This window comes from Streptomyces sp. NPDC001492 (assembly GCF_053597275.1).
Window position 1 is genome coordinate 402,519 of sequence record NZ_JBSFHW010000001.1, and the last position, 15,396, is coordinate 417,914.

Sequence of the window (15,396 nt, forward strand, 5' to 3'; positions counted from 1 at the left end):
AGGAGAGACTGACTCCATGACTCCTACGACGGAGACCATGGTCGGTATCGGCGGCGCCGCGGAGAGCACCGACATGGTGCTCAACATCGGACCGCAGCACCCGTCCACGCACGGCGTGCTGCGGCTGCGCCTGGTGCTGGACGGCGAGCGCATCACGCACGCGGAGCCCGTCATCGGGTACATGCACCGCGGGGCGGAGAAGCTGTTCGAGGCGCGCGACTACCGCCAGATCATCATGCTCGCCAACCGCCACGACTGGCTGTCGGCCTTCTCGAACGAGCTCGGCGTGGTCCTCGCGGTGGAGCGCATGCTCGGCATGGAGGTGCCCACGCGCGCGGTGTGGACGCGCACGCTGCTCGCGGAGCTCAACCGGGTGCTCAACCACCTGATGTTCCTGGGCTCGTACCCGCTGGAGCTCGGCGGCATCACCCCGGTCTTCTACGCCTTCCGGGAGCGGGAGGTCCTCCAGAACGTCATGGAGGAGGTCTCCGGCGGCCGCATGCACTACATGTTCAACCGCGTCGGCGGCCTCAAGGAGGACCTGCCCGCCGGCTGGGCCACGCGCGCGCGTGCCGCCGTCGCCGCCGTCCGCTCGCGCATGGACGTCTACGACGACCTGGTGCTCGGCAACGAGATCTTCCGGGGGCGCACGCGGGGCGTGGGCGCGCTGGCGCCCGAGACGGTGCACGCCTACGGCGTGAGCGGGCCGATCGCGCGCGCCTCGGGCGTCGACTTCGACCTGCGCCGGGACGAGCCGTATCTCGCGTACGGCGAGCTGCAGGACACCCTGAAGGTCGTCACCCGGCAGGAGGGCGACTGCCTCGCCCGCTTCGAGGTGCTCCTGGAGCAGACCCATGTCGCCCTCGACCTCGCCGACGCCTGCCTCGACCGGCTCGCCGAGCTGCCGCCGGGGCCGATCAACCAGCGGCTCCCCAAGGTCCTGAAGGCGCCCGAGGGGCACACCTACGCGTGGACCGAGAACCCGCTCGGCATCAACGGCTACTACCTCGTCAGCAAGGGCGAGAAGACCCCGTACCGGCTGAAGCTGCGGTCGGCCTCGTACAACAACATCCAGGCGCTCGTGGAACTCCTGCCGGGGACGCTGGTCGCGGACATGGTGGCGATCCTGGGGTCGCTGTTCTTCGTGGTCGGCGACATCGACAAGTAGTGCGGCGGGGGCCCGGGGCGGGGGCGGTCAGCCGGCGAGCGGGTCCGGGATCCCCACCGGCTGGAGCAGCCAGCCGAAGTCGCCGAGGCCGCCCGATGCGGTGAGTTCGGCGGCTTCACCGGCGCTCGCGAGGGCTCGTACGTATGCGGCGGGCTCGCTGGATGCGAGAGCGAGCGGGGGGCGTGCGCCGGTGATGCCCAGGGCGCGCAAGGCGTCGCGCTGCGGCAGCAGACGCGCGCCGGAGAGCGTCCGCGCCGACCCGTGCGCCGCGCACGCGTCCAGTGCGACATGTGCCGTGATGTCGCACGACCCGTCCGGCACGGGCGCCGTCTCGCGCCCCGCGCGGAAGCCGGTGAGCGTGCCGAACGGGGGGCGCGCGTCCAGCGTGTGCGCATAGTCGACGGCGACCGCGAGCCCCCCGGCGAGCGAGGAGACCGCGGCCGCCCAGGCCTCGTCCCGGGGGAGCCCGATCTCGGCCCGCAGTCCCTCCTCGGCCGGCAGCGGCCACCACCGGGCGAGCCACTCCGCCTCGGCACCGCCGACCGGCGCCCCGAGCCGTTCGGCCCCGTCCTGCCGTACGAGCACCTGCCGCGGTACGCCCTCGCCGTCCACCTCGGCGACGTCCACGGGCACGTTGTCCAGCCACTCGTTGGCGAACAGCAGCCCGGTGACCTGCTGCGGCGGTTCGCCGAGCCACTCGATCCGGTCGTCGAGGCCCGCCGGGCGACCGGCGATCTCGACGGCGTATCCACGCGTGCGTGCCGCCACCTCGGCGGGCAGCGCGGCCAGCACACCGCAGACCAGCTCGCCCCGGCCCGCCGCCATGTCGACGAAGGCCAGCGCGCCGGGCCGCCCCAGAGCCTCGTCGACCCGGCACAGCAGCCGTGCCACCGCCGCGGCGAACAGCGGTGACGCGTGCACGGACGTACGGAAGTGCCCGGCCGGCCCCTCCGGCCTGCGATAGAACCCGCCGGGCCCGTACAGAGCGGCCTCCGCCGCAGCCTGCCAGCCCTGCCACCGGCCCGATGTCTCTTCCGTCACCGGGCCAGGCTAAGCGCGCAGGAGAGGGGGGCCTCCACCTTGGGGAGTATGTGCGCCGGGCGCGGATCGGTCCTCCGGTTGACCCCTGCACGCATCTCGCTTCCCTACGCTGGGTTACGTGCAGCGCCTCTATGACTTCCTCCGCAGACACCCGACAGGGGTCGACTCCTTCTGGGCCGTCTTCCTGTTCGGGATCTCGCTGCTGAGCGGGACCTCCAGTTCGGCGGTCCGGGGCACCGACAACCCGGCGCTGATCGTTCCGATCGCGCTGCTGCTGTGCCTGGTGATCGCGCTGCGCCGGCGCACGCCGGAGAAGATGCTGCTGCTGACGATCGGACTCGGCGTGACGCAGCTGGCGCTGAACGTCCAGACGATGGCCGCCGACTTCGCGATGCTGGTGATCGTCTACACGGTGGCCACGACGGGCACCCGATGGGCCTCCCGGCTCGCGCTGGCCGTGGGGCTGTGTGCGGCGCCGCTGGCGCAGATGCGCTGGCCGCAGGACGGGAGCGCGCTGGGCAATGGCGCCAAGGCGGTCTTCCTGACCGTGCCCTTCGCCCTCGCCTGGGTGCTCGGCGACTCCATCCGCACCCGCCGCGCCTACTTCGCGCAGCTGGAGGAGCGCAACGCCCGGCTGGAGAAGGAGCGGGAGGCACAGGCCAAGGTCGCGGTCGCGGCCGAACGCGCCCGGATCGCCCGCGAGTTGCACGACGTCGTCGCGCACAACGTGTCGGTGATGGTGGTGCAGGCCGACGGCGCCGCCTACGTCCTGGACGCCGCCCCCGACCAGGCCAAGAAGGCCCTGGAGACCATCTCCTCCACCGGCCGCCAGGCCCTCGCCGAGATGCGCCGCCTGCTCGGCGTACTGCGCACCGGCGAGCACCAGGAGGGCGGCGAGTACGTCCCGCAGCCCGACGTCGACCAGATCGACGAGCTGATCGAGCAGTGCCGCACCTCCGGCCTGCCCGTCGACTTCAAGGTCGAGGGCACCCCGCGCCCGCTGCCCAGCGGCGTCGAGCTCACCGCGTACCGCATCGTGCAGGAGGCGCTGACCAACACGCGCAAGCACGGCGGGCCGAACGCGGGCGCCAGCGTGCGCCTGGTCTACTTCGACGACGGCCTCGGCCTGCTCGTCGAGGACGACGGCAAGGGCGCCCCGCACGAGCTGTACGAGGAGGGCGGCGCCGACGGCCAGGGCCACGGCCTGATCGGTATGCGCGAACGGGTCGGTATGGTCGGCGGCACCCTGGACGCGGGGCCGCGCCCCGGCGGCGGATTCCGGATCAGTGCGCTGCTCCCGCTGAAACCCGCACACTGACGCCTGCGTACGTCCCTCGTTGACACCTGTAATGCCCCCGCGGACAGCAACCGCCGCAAACGGAAACCGCCGCAACGGATGAGAACGGAAGAGGTCCCGATGACGATCCGCGTGATGCTCGTCGACGACCAGGTGCTGCTGCGCACCGGGTTCCGGATGGTGCTCGCCGCCCAGCCGGACATGGAGGTCGTCGCGGAGGCGGGGGACGGCGTCGAGGCCCTCCAGGTGCTGCGCGCGACCGCCGTCGACGTGGTGCTCATGGACGTGCGCATGCCGAAACTGGACGGCGTGGAGGCCACCCGCCGCATCTGCTCGGAGCCCGACCCGCCGAAGGTGCTGATCCTGACCACCTTCGACCTCGACGAGTACGCCTTCTCGGGGCTGAAGGCGGGCGCCTCAGGCTTCATGCTCAAGGACGTGCCGCCCGGTGAACTCCTCGCCGCCATCCGCGCCGTGCACAGCGGCGACGCGGTGGTGGCCCCCTCGACCACGCGCCGCCTGCTCGACCGGTTCGCGCCGATGCTGCCGAGCGTCGGGAAGGAGCCCCAGCACAAGGAGCTGGAGCGGCTCACCGAGCGCGAGCGCGAGGTCATGATCCTGGTGGCACAGGGCCTGTCCAACGGCGAGATCGCCGCCCGGCTGGTGCTGTCCGAGGCGACCGTGAAGACCCATGTGGGCCGCATCCTCACCAAGTTGGGGCTCCGGGACCGGGTGCAGGTGGTGGTCCTGGCGTACGAGACGGGTCTGGTGCGCGCGGGCGGGCACGGCTGAGCCGCCGGGCACGTGATTCCCGCGTAACCGGCGCCCACTAGGGTCTGCGCATGCTCCTGTGGATCAACGGCCCTTTCGGCGGCGGCAAGACACAGACCGCACACGAGATCCAGCGGCGCCTGCCCGGCAGCGTCATCTGCGACCCCGAGCACCCCGGTTTCGGTCTGCGCCGGATGCTGCCGCCCGAACTGCGCGGCGACTTCCAGGCCCTGGCCTCCTGGCGGCAGGGCGTCGTCGAGGTGCTCGACCTCGCCCTCACCAAACGTGAAGGGGTCGTGATCGCACCCATGACGGTCACCGACCCGGTCTGCTTCGAGGAGACCGTCGGCCGGCTGCGTGAACTCGGCCATGACGTACGCCACTTCACCCTCCTTGCTCAGCGCGAGACAGTCCTCAAGCGGTTGCGCGAACGCGGTTTGGGACACCTCCTTCAGTACGTCACCGGGAAGAACTCCGGTCTGGGCAGGGAGACCTGGGCCGTGCAGCAGCTCGACCACTGCCTGGAGCGGCTGCGGGAGCCGGAGTTCGCCGAACACCTGTGGACGGACCACTCGACCGTGCCGAAGACGGCGGACCGCATCGCCGTACTGGCCGGACTGAGGATCCGGCCGAACAACGAGGGCACGCTCAGGACGCGGATGCGGCAGCTGCGGGTGGGCATCCGGCACATCCGCTTCGACTGACGGTCCTCCGGAGGAGACGCTGCCGATGCTCCGCAAGGGCAGGCGCTAGCGGAGTATCCCTTCCAGGAAGTCGCTGCCGAGCCGGGCCACGACCGCTATGTCCAGCTGGTGCTGGACGTACCGGCCACGGCGGCGCGTGGTGATCAGGCCCGCCTTCTTCAGGACGCTCAGATGGCGGGATATCTCCGGGGCCGTCATGCCCTGCGTCTGCGCCAGCTCGCTCGTGGTGTGGGCGCTGCGGGCCAGATAGCGGCAGATGCGCATCCGGACGGGGTGGGACAGGGCCGTCATGCGCAGCGCCAGCTGCTCGACGGACGGCGGGGCGGCGAGTTCGGGGGAGCCGACCGGGTAGTGCAGCACCGGCTGCCAGCCGTGCCGGTACAGAACGGACAGATGGGGCCAGCCGAAGCTGGTCGGGACGAGGAGGAGGCCGCCGTCCCGTGTGGCCGTACCGCCCACGCTCAGCTTGTCGACCGTGATCCGCTCGGCGGCCTCGTCGAGTGTGACCACCGGGGACACGGCCGCCAGCGCCTCCGCCAGGCCCTTGCGGCGCAGCAGGTCGGTCTTGTGGCGGGCGTCCGCCGTGAGCTGGTGGCGCAGCCGGGACCAGGCCTCCGCGAAGAACGCCTCGTCGCAGTCCTGGAGGAACTGGCGCAGCCAGCGCCGGATCCTGGGCGGGTCGGTCAGCAGCAGCTCGCTGAAGCGCACCTGCCCCGGCCCCCGCGCGGCGGCCAGCTCGAGGGCGCGGCGGCGCAGCCCGGCGTCGACGAGCGGGCCGGGTCCGTCGCCGGAGGGCATGGCGCAGCTGAACTCCAGGGCCGCGTCCACGAACTGCTCGTCCGTCAGCTTGTCCAGCAGGTCCAGCTCCTCGGCGAGCGTGGCCCCGGGGAGTGCGGTACCGCCCGGGATGCCCGCACAGGGCAGGAACAGGTCCGAGAACGTCGTCCGCCACAGGAAGTCCGCCTCGCACATCCGGTCCGCGAGATGGGAGTCGAGCCGGGCCGTCACGCCCGTCACCCACCCCTGCAGGCCGGGATGGTGTCCCGGCTCGGACAGCGCGTGCAGCGCCATGCCGAGCTCGGCCAGGGGCGAGGGGACGACGGCGACCCTCTCCGGCCGCAGCCCCGCGATGTCGATGTGCACGCTCATGACCTCATGGTGCACCCCGCCACTGACAACGCCGGCGTCGATTGACGGCGGCCGTCAACCGACGCGACCTCACGGCAGCGGTTCCGCCTTGCCGGCCTCCTCCTTGAGCCGGGACACGAACTCGGCGACCGCCGTCTTCACGTCGTCGGCCGTCCACTGCAGGCCCGCGGCCCGGACGTACACCTCGGTGAAGGCCAGGCCCGGGCCCTTCGGGTCCCAGTCGGCCGCGAACAGGAGGGTGCCCGTCTCCTCTCCGTGCCGGACGGCGGCCTCCGCGAGGACGCCGGCGTCGTACGGCAGCCAGACCTGGAACTCGTTGGTGTGCGGCACCTCGGGGTGGACGCGCATCCAGGGCACCCCGGCCGCCGCGAACCCCTCGCGCAGCGCGGCGGCGACCACGCGCGCGTGGGCGACGTACTCGGGCAGCCGGGGCAGTTCCCGCTCCAGCCCTGCCAGGGCCGACAGCACCGTCGGGAACTGCTGGAAGATCTGGCCGCCGTACCGGTGCCGCCAGGTCTTCGCCTCGTCGACGAGGGTCTTCGGGCCCGCGAGCGCGGCGCCGCCGAAGCCGTTGAGGGACTTGTAGAAGGACACGTAGACGCTGTCCGCGAGTTCCGCGATCTCGTCGAGGGGGCGGCCGAAGTGGACGGTGGACTCCCACAGGCGTGCGCCGTCGAAGTGCACGACGGCGTCCCTTTCGCGTGCGGCCGCCACGACCTCGGTGAGCTCCTCCCAGGACGGCAGCACGAAACCGGCGTCCCTGAGGGGCAGTTCGAGCATCAGCGCCCCGAAGGGCTCCTCGAAGTCGCGTACCTCCTCGGCGGTCGGCAGCCGGGGCCCGCTCGTCACCCGTACCGGGCGCAATCCGCTGACCTGGCTGAACGCGTTCCGCTCGTGCACCTCGGGGTGGGCCAGTGCGTGCAGGGCGACGGTGGGGTTGCCGGTGCGGCCCGCCCAGCAGCGCAGCGCCACCTGCTGGGCCATGGTGCCCGTCGGGAAGAACGCGGCGGCCTCCTTGCCGAGCAGTCCCGCGACCTTCTCCTCCAGGGCCTCGACGATGCCGTTGCCGTAGATGTCCGCCGGCTCGTCCAGGTCGTACAGGTCCTGCGCGCCGTCCAGCAGCGCCAGGCGCTCCCGGAGCGTGCCCAGGAAACCCGGGCGCGCGAGGACGCGTTCCGCGCTCCGATATGCGCCGATGCGCCGCTCACGGCGCCGCTTGCGCCGCTCTTCGTCCGATATCCGGTCTTCGTCCGGTGTCGGGTCGGAGTGCCGCTCTGCCTGCTGCGCCGCATCGCTCATGCCCCGGATCATGCCTGGCGCGGGTCCGGGCGGGCACTCGGATTTCCACAGGCTTTCCCGTAGGCCGTCGCCGTGGCGTAACCCACAGCCTGTGGACAACCGGACGCCCTTCGAACCGATCGCGTTAACATGACGAGAAATCGTCCGGTACCCGGAGCGGACTGGAACGGGAAGGCCGCCGTCGCGTGAGTACAAGCCAACAGCCAGACCCGAGGGACCGTCCCGCGCGGCTCACCGTAGGCGTCGTCGGCGCCGGCCGTGTGGGCCCCGCACTGGCCGCGTCCCTCCAGCTCGCCGGGCACCGTCCGGTGGCCGTCTCCGGAGTCTCCGACGCCTCCAGGAGGCGCGCCGCGCAGCTGCTGCCCGACGTGCCGCTGGTGCCGCCCGCCGAGGTCCTGGAGCGCGCCGACCTGGTCCTGCTGACCGTCCCGGACGACACCCTGCCCGGCCTGGTGGAGGGGCTCGCCGAGACCGGTGCCGTACGGCCGGGGCAGCTGCTCGTGCACACCTCCGGGCGCTACGGCGCGAAGGTGCTCGACCCCGCCCTGCGCGCGGGCGCGCTCCCGCTGGCCCTGCACCCCGCGATGACGTTCACCGGCACCCCCGTGGACGTCCAGCGCCTCGCCGGGTGCTCCTTCGGGGTCACGGCTCCCGAGGAGCTGCGGCTGGCCGCCGAGGCCCTCGTGATCGAGATGGGCGGCGAACCGGAGTGGATCGCCGAGGAGATGCGCCCGCTGTACCACGCGGCGCTCGCGCTCGGCGCGAACCACCTGGTCACGCTGGTCGCCCAGTCCATGGAGCTGCTGCGCGAGGCGGGCGTCGCCGCCCCCGACCGGATGCTCGGCCCCCTGCTCGGCGCGGCGCTCGACAACGCCCTGCGCTCCGGCGACGCGGCCCTGACCGGCCCCGTCGCGCGCGGGGACGCCGGCACGGTCGCCGCCCACGTCGCGGAGCTGCGCAAGCACGCGCCGCAGACCGTCGCCGGCTATCTGGCGATGGCCCGCGCGACCGCCGACCGCGCACTCGCCCACGGGCTGCTGAAGCCGGAGCTCGCCGAGGACCTCCTCGGGGTACTCGCCACCGGGACCAATGGCGCCGAGGGAGACGCCCGATGACCACCACCCTGCTGCGCACCGCCGACGAACTGCACGCACGCACGCGTACCGGCCGCCGCGCCGTGGTGATGACCATGGGCGCCCTGCACGAGGGCCACGCCACGCTGATCCGCACCGCGCGCGACCTCGCCGGGCCGGACGGCGAGGTCGTCGTCACCGTCTTCGTGAACCCCCTGCAGTTCGGCGCGGGCGAGGACCTCGACCGCTACCCGCGCACCCTGGACGCCGACGTCAAGCTCGCCGGACTCGCGGGCGCCGACGTGGTGTTCGCGCCCTCCGTGGACGAGGTCTACCCCGGCGGCGAGCCCCAGGTCCGCATCAGCGCGGGCCCCATGGGGGCGCGCCTGGAGGGCGCCTCGCGCCCCGGGCACTTCGACGGCATGCTCACCGTCGTCGCCAAGCTGCTCCACCTCACCCGCCCCGACCTCGCCCTGTACGGCCAGAAGGACGCCCAGCAGCTCGCCCTGATCCGCCGCATGGTGCGGGACCTGAACTTCGGCGTCGAGATCGTCGGCGTGCCCACCGTGCGCGAGGAGGACGGCCTCGCCCTCTCCAGCCGCAACCGCTATCTCTCGCCCGAGCAGCGGCGCACGGCGCTCAGCCTCTCCCGCGCGCTGTTCGCCGGCAGCGACCGGCACGCGGCCCAGGAGGCGCTGCGCGCGCGGGCCCGCGAAGTGCCCGCCACACACGCGCGTGCCGAGGCGCTCAGCGCCATAGGGGAGTCCCGTGCGGCCGCCGACGCGCACGCCGTCGCGAAGGCGCTCCCGGGTGCCCCGACGGCCGTCCGCGCGGCCGCCCGGCTGATCCTCGACGACGCGGCGCGGCTCACGCCGCCGCTCGAACTGGACTATCTGGCACTCGTCGACCCGTCGGACTTCACCGAGATCGACGACGACTTCACCGGCGAGGCCGTCCTCGCCGTCGCCGCCCGGGTCGGGACGACCCGGCTGATCGACAACATCCCACTCGTATTCGGAACCCCCGGAGCCGCCTCGTGACCAGCACAGGCATACGACTGCACGCGCCCGCCCCAGGGTGGTCCATCGCCGCGGACGTCGTGGTCGTCGGCTCCGGCGTCGCCGGCCTGACCGCCGCGCTGCGCTGCGAGGCCGCCGGCCTGAGGACGGTCGTCGTCACCAAGGCCCGCCTCGACGACGGCTCCACGCGCTGGGCGCAGGGCGGCATCGCCGCCGCCCTCGGCGAGGGCGACACCCCCGAACAGCACCTGGACGACACCCTGGTGGCGGGCGCGGGCCTGTGCGACGAGAACGCCGTGCGCATCCTCGTCACCGAGGGCCCGGACGCCGTGCGCCGCCTCATCGCGACCGGCGCGCACTTCGACGAGTCCGAGGAGGGCGATCTGCAGCTCACCCGGGAGGGTGGCCACCACCGCCGCCGGATCGCGCACGCGGGTGGCGACGCGACCGGCGCGGAGGTCTCCCGGGCGCTCGTCGAGGCCGTACACGCGCGTGGGCTGCGCACGATCGAGAACGCGCTGGTGCTGGACCTGCTCACCGACGCGGAGGGCCGTACGGCGGGCGTGAGCCTGCACGTCATGGGCGAGGGCCAGCACGACGGCGTGGGCGCCGTGCACGCCCCCGCGGTCGTCCTCGCGACCGGCGGCATGGGCCAGGTGTTCTCCGCGACCACCAACCCCTCGGTGTCCACCGGCGACGGCGTGGCGCTCGCCCTGCGCGCCGGCGCGGAGGTCTCCGACCTGGAGTTCGTGCAGTTCCACCCCACCGTGCTGTTCCTGGGCGCCGACGCGGAGGGCCAGCAGCCCCTGGTCTCCGAGGCCGTACGCGGGGAGGGCGCGCACCTGGTCGACGCCGACGGCGTGCGCTTCATGCTGGGGCAGCACGAACTGGCCGAGCTCGCCCCGCGGGACATCGTCGCCAAGGGCATCATGCGCCGCATGCAGGAGCAGGACGCCGGGCACATGTTCCTGGACGCCCGGCACTTCGGCGCCGACATGTGGGAACACCGCTTCCCGACGATCCTCGCCGCCTGCCGCGCCCACGGCATCGACCCGGTCACCGACCCCATTCCGATCGCCCCGGCGGCCCACTACGCCTCCGGAGGCGTCCGCACGGACTCCCAGGGCCGCACGACCGTCCCCGGCCTGTACGCGTGCGGAGAGGTCGCCTGCACCGGCGTGCACGGTGCCAACCGCCTCGCCTCCAACTCCCTCCTCGAAGGACTCGTCTACGCCGAGCGCATCGCGGAGGACATCGCCGCCGCCCACGCGGAGAACGGCCTCCACGCGCGCGTGCCCGACCCCGTCGAGCACCCCGAGGTGCCCGCGCACCCCCTTCTCGCCCCCGAGGACCGTTTCGCGCTCCAGCGGATCATGACGGAGGGCGCGGGCGTCCTGCGCTCCGCCGACTCCCTCGCCAAGGCCGCCGAACAGCTCCAGCAGCTGCACGCAGAGGCCCGCGACGCCCTCGACGAGAACGGCAAGACGTCCGAGCCCGGCGTCGACACCTGGGAGGCCACCAACCTCCTGTGCGTGGCCCGCGTCCTGGTCGCCGCCGCCCTGCTGCGCGAGGAGACGCGCGGCTGCCACTGGCGCGAGGACCGTGCCGAGCGCGACGACACGGCATGGCGGCGCCACATCGTCGTACGGCTGAATCCCGACCGGACGCTGGCCGTACACACCACGGACACCCCAGACTTCCCCCCGACCCGGCAGCAGCACCGTCCCCAGGAGCAGTGACAGAAGTGAGCACCCCCGACCTTCCCCTCGCCTCGCCCGGAGGCTGCGGCGACGGCTGTGCCTGCGGCGCGGACGCCGACGCGGAGGCCGCAGAATACGCAGTGTGCGGGCTCGACCCCGCGCTCGCGCAGCTGCTGGCCGACGCCGGACTCGACCCCGTGGAGGTCGAGGACATCGCCAATGTCGCCATTCAGGAGGACCTGGACCACGGTGTGGACGTGACGACCGTCGCGACCATCCCCGAGGAGGCCGTCGCCACCGCCGACTTCACGGCGCGCGACGCCGGTGTCGTGGCGGGCCTCAGGGTCGCCGAAGCGGTGATCTCGGTGGTCTGCACGGACGAGTTCGAGGTCGAGCGGCACGTCGAGGACGGCGACCGGGTGGGGGCCGGGCAGAAGCTCCTGTCGGTCACCACGCGCACACGGGACCTGCTCACCGCCGAGCGCAGCGCGCTCAACATCCTGTGCCGTCTGTCGGGCATCGCGACCGCCACGCGCGCGTGGGCGGACGTCCTCGAGGGCACGAAGGCACGCGTGCGTGACACCCGGAAGACGACCCCGGGCCTGCGCTCCCTGGAGAAGTACGCGGTCCGCTGCGGCGGCGGCGTCAACCACCGCATGTCGCTGTCGGACGCGGCACTGGTCAAGGACAACCACGTGGTCGCCGCGGGCGGGGTCGCACAGGCCTTCAAGGCCGTACGGGAGGCCTTCCCGGACGTCCCGATCGAGGTCGAGGTCGACACGCTGCACCAGCTGCGCGAGGTCGTCGACGCCGGCGCCGACCTGATCCTCCTGGACAACTTCACGCCCGGCGAGTGCGAGGAGGCCGTGGCCCTCGTGCACGGCCGCGCCGCCCTGGAGGCGTCGGGCCGGCTCACCCTGGACAACGCGAAGGCGTACGCCGAAACCGGCGTCGACTATCTCGCCGTAGGAGCGCTGACCCACTCCTCACCGATCCTCGACATCGGCCTCGACCTGCGAGCGGCGGAGTAGGTACCGGCCATGCTGCTGACGATCGACGTAGGGAACACGCACACCGTCCTGGGCCTCTTCGACGGGGACGACATCGTCGAGCACTGGCGCATCTCCACCGACGCACGCCGTACGGCGGACGAGCTGGCGGTGCTGCTGCAGGGCCTGATGGGCATGCACCCGCTGCTCGGCGACGAACTGGGCGACGGCATCGACGGGATCGCGATCTGCGCGACCGTGCCGTCCGTGCTGCACGAGCTGCGCGAGGTGACGCGCCGGTACTACGGCGACGTGCCCGCGGTGCTGGTGGAGCCGGGCGTGAAGACGGGTGTGCCGGTCCTGACCGACCACCCCAAGGAGGTCGGCGCCGACCGCATCATCAACGCGGTGGCGGCGGTCGAGCTGTACGGAGGGCCGGCGATCGTCGTGGACTTCGGCACGGCGACGACGTTCGACGCGGTCTCCGCGCGCGGGGAGTACGTCGGCGGCGTCATCGCGCCCGGTATCGAGATCTCCGTCGAAGCGCTCGGCGTCCGCGGCGCACAGCTGCGGAAGATCGAGGTGGCCCGGCCGCGGAGCGTGATCGGCAAGAACACGGTCGAGGCGATGCAGTCCGGGATCATCTACGGGTTCGCCGGCCAGGTCGACGGGGTCGTCAGCCGCATGGCGCGGGAGCTGGCGGAGGACCCGGACGACGTGACGGTGATCGCGACCGGCGGACTGGCACCGATGGTGCTGGGGGAGTCGTCGGTGATCGACGAGCACGAGCCGTGGCTGACCCTGGTCGGGCTGCGGCTGGTGTACGAGCGGAACGTGTCGCGCATGTGAGTCCGGCCCCGCGGCGCAACCGGGTGGCTCGGCCACGCCACACCCAACCCCTTTTGCGAAATATGTCGAATTTGTCTGATTAGCGCGTATCGTCGCCGCATGCCCACGCCATACGGATCACGCGGCGGCATGGCGTTCGGCGTGGAGGAGCTGCGTGTGCTCCGCCGCGCCCTCGCCCTCGCCCTTCAGCCAGGCCCTACTCCTGCCGGGGACGTCCAGGACTGCCTCCGCCTCGCCGAGTCGCTCGACGAGGCGATGCGCGAGGGCGCCAGACTGCGTGCCTTCCTGGTGGCCGACCTCGCGCGCTACCGCGCAGCCCTGCCCGGCACCACCGCCGACTACCTGGTGCTCCTCGAGGAGGCGCTGGGCGCCGGGTACCGCCCGGACCCCGACGATCTCGCCGCCCTCCGGGCGCTGCGCGGCAACCCGGCGGCCTCCGTCCTCCTGGGGCGCTGCCGGATGCTCGCCGAGCAGGACGTACGCGCCCGTCTCGCGCGCGATCCGGCCCGCACGGCAGCCCCGACCGTCCCCGCCGCCCGTAACCGCCTCACGGCCCTCCAGGGCGGCCTCAGGGGCGCCGGGGGGCACCTCGGGCCGGACGTCGAGCGGGACCCCGCCAGGAAGCCCGAGAAGAAGCCCGCCGAGAAGCCGGCCGCCCCCAAGCCGGCCCCCGCCCCGGCCGCCCCGAAACCGGCCCGTCCCATCCCGACCCCGGGCGAGGTCTTCCCCCGTCGCAAACCGACCCCGCCGTCCGGCTCCAACCCGCCCCGGCACCTCGCCGCCGGCTGACCGGCCCGAACCGTCCGGAACCACCCCAACCCCGCCCCGCCCGCCCCGCCGGCCCGTGGCTACCCTGGACGCATGGACTACGTCTCCGCGCTTGTGCCCCCGGTCGTCATGGCCGTGTTCTTCATCGGCGTGATCAGGGTGATCGTGAAGACCCAGGGCGGGGCCAACAAGGCCAAGGAGGACGCGGTCGTCGACGCCGCCATCGCGCGCGCCGAAGGGGTCCGGCAGGGCCCCGCCAAGACCGACGGCTGAGTCCCTCCAGGGCGGTGCCCCCTCGGCGTACGGCTCCCGCGCGTGCTCGCGCCTTCGAGCCGTACGCCCCTTTTGTTGCCGTATGGCAGTAAAAGTGCCCGTCCGGGGCGCCAATGGGGAGTTCTCCCACTATTGTGCTGAGGTGTGCCTCGCCCATTGGGAGAACTCGAAGACGCGGTCATGACGCGGGTGTGGAAGTGGAACCGCCCGGTGACCGTTCGAGAAGTCCTGGAAGACCTTCAGCAGGAACGGTCCATCGCGTACACCACGGTGATGACCGTTTTGGACAATCTCCATCAGAAGGGCTGGGTGCGCCGGGAGGCGGAAGGCCGCGCCTATCGATATGAGGCCGTCTCCACCAGGGCCGCCTACGCGGCCGCTCTGATGAACGACGCCTGGTCGCAGAGCGACAACCCCGCGGCCGCTCTCGTCGCCTTCTTCGGGATGATGAGCGATGAACAGCGAGGGGCCCTCAGTGACGCCGTACGCATCGTCCAAGGGCCGGAAACACCCGAAGCGGCCCCGGATACCGGCGGCGATACCGCCGGCGAGAACCCCGGCTCGGCACAGGAGACCGACGGGCGATAGCGTCCGCTCATGTCAGCAGTCAGTCCCGAAGGTCCCGAAGGCCCCGAAGTCAGCGCTAAAGCCATCACTGTCCGGCGGGCCCGCACCAGCGATGTCCCGGCCGTGCGCCGTCTCCTTGACGCCTACGTACGCGGCCGCATCCTGCTCGACAAAGCGACGGTCACCCTTTACGAGGACATCCAGGAGTTCTGGGTCGCCGAACGGGACGACAACGCCGAGGTGGTCGGCTGCGGCGCACTCCATGTGATGTGGGAAGACCTCGCGGAAGTCCGCACTCTCGCGGTGAAGCCCGGCCTGAAGGGCGCCGGTGTCGGACACCAGTTGCTGGAGAAGTTGCTGCACACCGCGCGCTGGCTGGGCGTTCGTCGCGTTTTCTGTCTGACCTTCGAAGTGGACTTCTTCGCCAAGCACGGCTTCGTCGAGATCGGCGAGACACCCGTCGACACCGATGTCTACGCGGAGCTACTGCGTTCCTATGACGAAGGCGTAGCAGAGTTCCTGGGTCTCGAACGGGTGAAACCGAACACCTTGGGCAACAGCCGGATGCTTCTGCATCTGTGATCGCCGATCACCGAGACGTATTCCGCCGCCCATGCCCTGGTGCCCTATGTCCGAAACGCGTATGTTTCCGGACGGAGTCGGTCTCTGCCCGGGAGTCGCCCCCGCACTGGGTCTCGCGCTCGGTCTCTCGCTCAGTCTCTCCAAGGG

The 15,396-nt window shown here is 72.2% G+C and carries 16 protein-coding genes; 13 read left to right on the plus strand and 3 right to left on the minus strand.

What is annotated here, in order from left to right; all coding sequences use genetic code 11:
- The first annotated feature begins 16 nt into the window (after positions 1-16).
- Positions 17-1,168, plus strand: coding sequence for an NADH-quinone oxidoreductase subunit D (locus ACWC1K_RS02035; protein ID WP_450827972.1), 1,152 nt, complete (start codon positions 17-19; stop codon positions 1,166-1,168).
- Between the two features lie 27 nt (positions 1,169-1,195).
- On the opposite strand, the gene ACWC1K_RS02040 is transcribed toward ACWC1K_RS02035, so the two are convergent.
- Positions 1,196-2,209 carry an SAM-dependent methyltransferase gene (locus ACWC1K_RS02040; protein WP_450827974.1) on the minus strand — a complete coding sequence of 338 codons (1,014 nt, stop codon included), beginning with the start codon at positions 2,207-2,209 and terminating at the stop codon, positions 1,196-1,198.
- A 118-nt stretch (positions 2,210-2,327) separates the two neighbouring features.
- Between ACWC1K_RS02040 and ACWC1K_RS02045 the strand changes: the two genes are divergently transcribed.
- The 3 genes from ACWC1K_RS02045 (at position 2,328) to ACWC1K_RS02055 (ending at position 4,981) form a co-directional block, all read left to right on the plus strand.
- On the plus strand, positions 2,328-3,527 hold the full coding sequence (locus ACWC1K_RS02045; RefSeq protein ID WP_450827976.1) for a DUF7134 domain-containing protein: 1,200 nt from the start codon (positions 2,328-2,330) through the stop codon (positions 3,525-3,527).
- A gap of 99 nt (positions 3,528-3,626) precedes the next feature.
- Entirely contained in the window at positions 3,627-4,298 is a 672-nt protein-coding gene (locus ACWC1K_RS02050; protein ID WP_351472144.1) for a response regulator transcription factor, read from the plus strand.
- A 50-nt stretch (positions 4,299-4,348) separates the two neighbouring features.
- Positions 4,349-4,981: an AAA family ATPase gene (locus ACWC1K_RS02055; protein WP_450827978.1), complete on the plus strand. Its 633-nt coding sequence runs from the start codon at positions 4,349-4,351 to the stop codon at positions 4,979-4,981.
- Positions 4,982-5,026: 45 nt separating this feature from the next.
- On the opposite strand, the gene ACWC1K_RS02060 is transcribed toward ACWC1K_RS02055, so the two are convergent.
- Together ACWC1K_RS02060 and ACWC1K_RS02065 are read right to left on the minus strand one after the other, a co-directional pair.
- Positions 5,027-6,130, minus strand: coding sequence for a DUF5937 family protein (locus ACWC1K_RS02060; protein WP_450827980.1), 1,104 nt, complete (start codon positions 6,128-6,130; stop codon positions 5,027-5,029).
- A 69-nt stretch (positions 6,131-6,199) separates the two neighbouring features.
- Entirely contained in the window at positions 6,200-7,429 is a 1,230-nt protein-coding gene (locus tag ACWC1K_RS02065; protein WP_450827982.1) for a threonine aldolase family protein, read from the minus strand.
- Positions 7,430-7,614: 185 nt separating this feature from the next.
- On the opposite strand from ACWC1K_RS02065, the gene ACWC1K_RS02070 reads away from it, so the two are divergent.
- The 9 genes from ACWC1K_RS02070 (at position 7,615) to ACWC1K_RS02110 (ending at position 15,249) form a co-directional block, all read left to right on the plus strand.
- Positions 7,615-8,544, plus strand: coding sequence for a Rossmann-like and DUF2520 domain-containing protein (locus ACWC1K_RS02070; RefSeq protein ID WP_344406231.1), 930 nt, complete (start codon positions 7,615-7,617; stop codon positions 8,542-8,544).
- Positions 8,541-9,542: a pantoate--beta-alanine ligase gene (gene panC / locus ACWC1K_RS02075; RefSeq protein ID WP_450827984.1), complete on the plus strand. Its 1,002-nt coding sequence runs from the start codon at positions 8,541-8,543 to the stop codon at positions 9,540-9,542. Before ACWC1K_RS02070 ends, panC begins: the two co-directional genes overlap by 4 nt.
- Entirely contained in the window at positions 9,539-11,260 is a 1,722-nt protein-coding gene (locus ACWC1K_RS02080) for an L-aspartate oxidase (protein ID WP_450827986.1), read from the plus strand. The genes panC and ACWC1K_RS02080 overlap by 4 nt, the downstream gene beginning before the upstream one ends.
- A gap of 5 nt (positions 11,261-11,265) precedes the next feature.
- A complete protein-coding gene (gene nadC, locus ACWC1K_RS02085) occupies positions 11,266-12,252 on the plus strand; it encodes a carboxylating nicotinate-nucleotide diphosphorylase (protein WP_450827988.1) in 987 nt (328 codons plus the stop codon).
- Between the two features lie 9 nt (positions 12,253-12,261).
- Entirely contained in the window at positions 12,262-13,059 is a 798-nt protein-coding gene (locus ACWC1K_RS02090; protein WP_351472126.1) for a type III pantothenate kinase, read from the plus strand.
- 129 nt (positions 13,060-13,188) lie between these two features.
- Positions 13,189-13,848, plus strand: a complete 660-nt coding sequence (locus ACWC1K_RS02095; RefSeq protein WP_450828098.1) for a hypothetical protein — start codon at positions 13,189-13,191, stop codon at positions 13,846-13,848.
- Positions 13,849-13,920: 72 nt separating this feature from the next.
- A complete protein-coding gene (locus ACWC1K_RS02100; RefSeq protein ID WP_450827990.1) occupies positions 13,921-14,100 on the plus strand; it encodes a hypothetical protein in 180 nt (59 codons plus the stop codon).
- Between the two features lie 144 nt (positions 14,101-14,244).
- Complete coding sequence (locus ACWC1K_RS02105) at positions 14,245-14,688, plus strand: BlaI/MecI/CopY family transcriptional regulator (RefSeq protein WP_450827992.1); 444 nt, start codon at positions 14,245-14,247, stop codon at positions 14,686-14,688.
- Positions 14,689-14,697: 9 nt separating this feature from the next.
- Positions 14,698-15,249 (plus strand): amino-acid N-acetyltransferase, encoded by a 552-nt coding sequence (locus ACWC1K_RS02110; RefSeq protein ID WP_450827994.1) that lies wholly within the window; start codon positions 14,698-14,700, stop codon positions 15,247-15,249.
- The last annotated feature ends 147 nt before the right edge of the window (positions 15,250-15,396 follow it).

What these genes read in the sequence shown, in the direction of transcription:
- ACWC1K_RS02035 (WP_450827972.1), top strand. Translation starts at nt 17, where the DNA reads ATGACTCCTACGACGGAGACCATGGTCGGTATCGGCGGCGCCGCGGAG.
- ACWC1K_RS02050 (WP_351472144.1), top strand. Translation starts at nt 3,627, where the DNA reads ATGACGATCCGCGTGATGCTCGTCGACGACCAGGTGCTGCTGCGCACC.
- ACWC1K_RS02055 (WP_450827978.1), top strand. Translation starts at nt 4,349, where the DNA reads ATGCTCCTGTGGATCAACGGCCCTTTCGGCGGCGGCAAGACACAGACC.
- ACWC1K_RS02060 (WP_450827980.1), bottom strand. Translation starts at nt 6,130, where the DNA reads ATGAGCGTGCACATCGACATCGCGGGGCTGCGGCCGGAGAGGGTCGCC.
- ACWC1K_RS02065 (WP_450827982.1), bottom strand. Translation starts at nt 7,429, where the DNA reads ATGAGCGATGCGGCGCAGCAGGCAGAGCGGCACTCCGACCCGACACCG.
- panC (WP_450827984.1), top strand. Translation starts at nt 8,541, where the DNA reads ATGACCACCACCCTGCTGCGCACCGCCGACGAACTGCACGCACGCACG.
- ACWC1K_RS02090 (WP_351472126.1), top strand. Translation starts at nt 12,262, where the DNA reads ATGCTGCTGACGATCGACGTAGGGAACACGCACACCGTCCTGGGCCTC.
- ACWC1K_RS02095 (WP_450828098.1), top strand. Translation starts at nt 13,189, where the DNA reads ATGGCGTTCGGCGTGGAGGAGCTGCGTGTGCTCCGCCGCGCCCTCGCC.
- ACWC1K_RS02100 (WP_450827990.1), top strand. Translation starts at nt 13,921, where the DNA reads ATGGACTACGTCTCCGCGCTTGTGCCCCCGGTCGTCATGGCCGTGTTC.
- ACWC1K_RS02110 (WP_450827994.1), top strand. Translation starts at nt 14,698, where the DNA reads ATGTCAGCAGTCAGTCCCGAAGGTCCCGAAGGCCCCGAAGTCAGCGCT.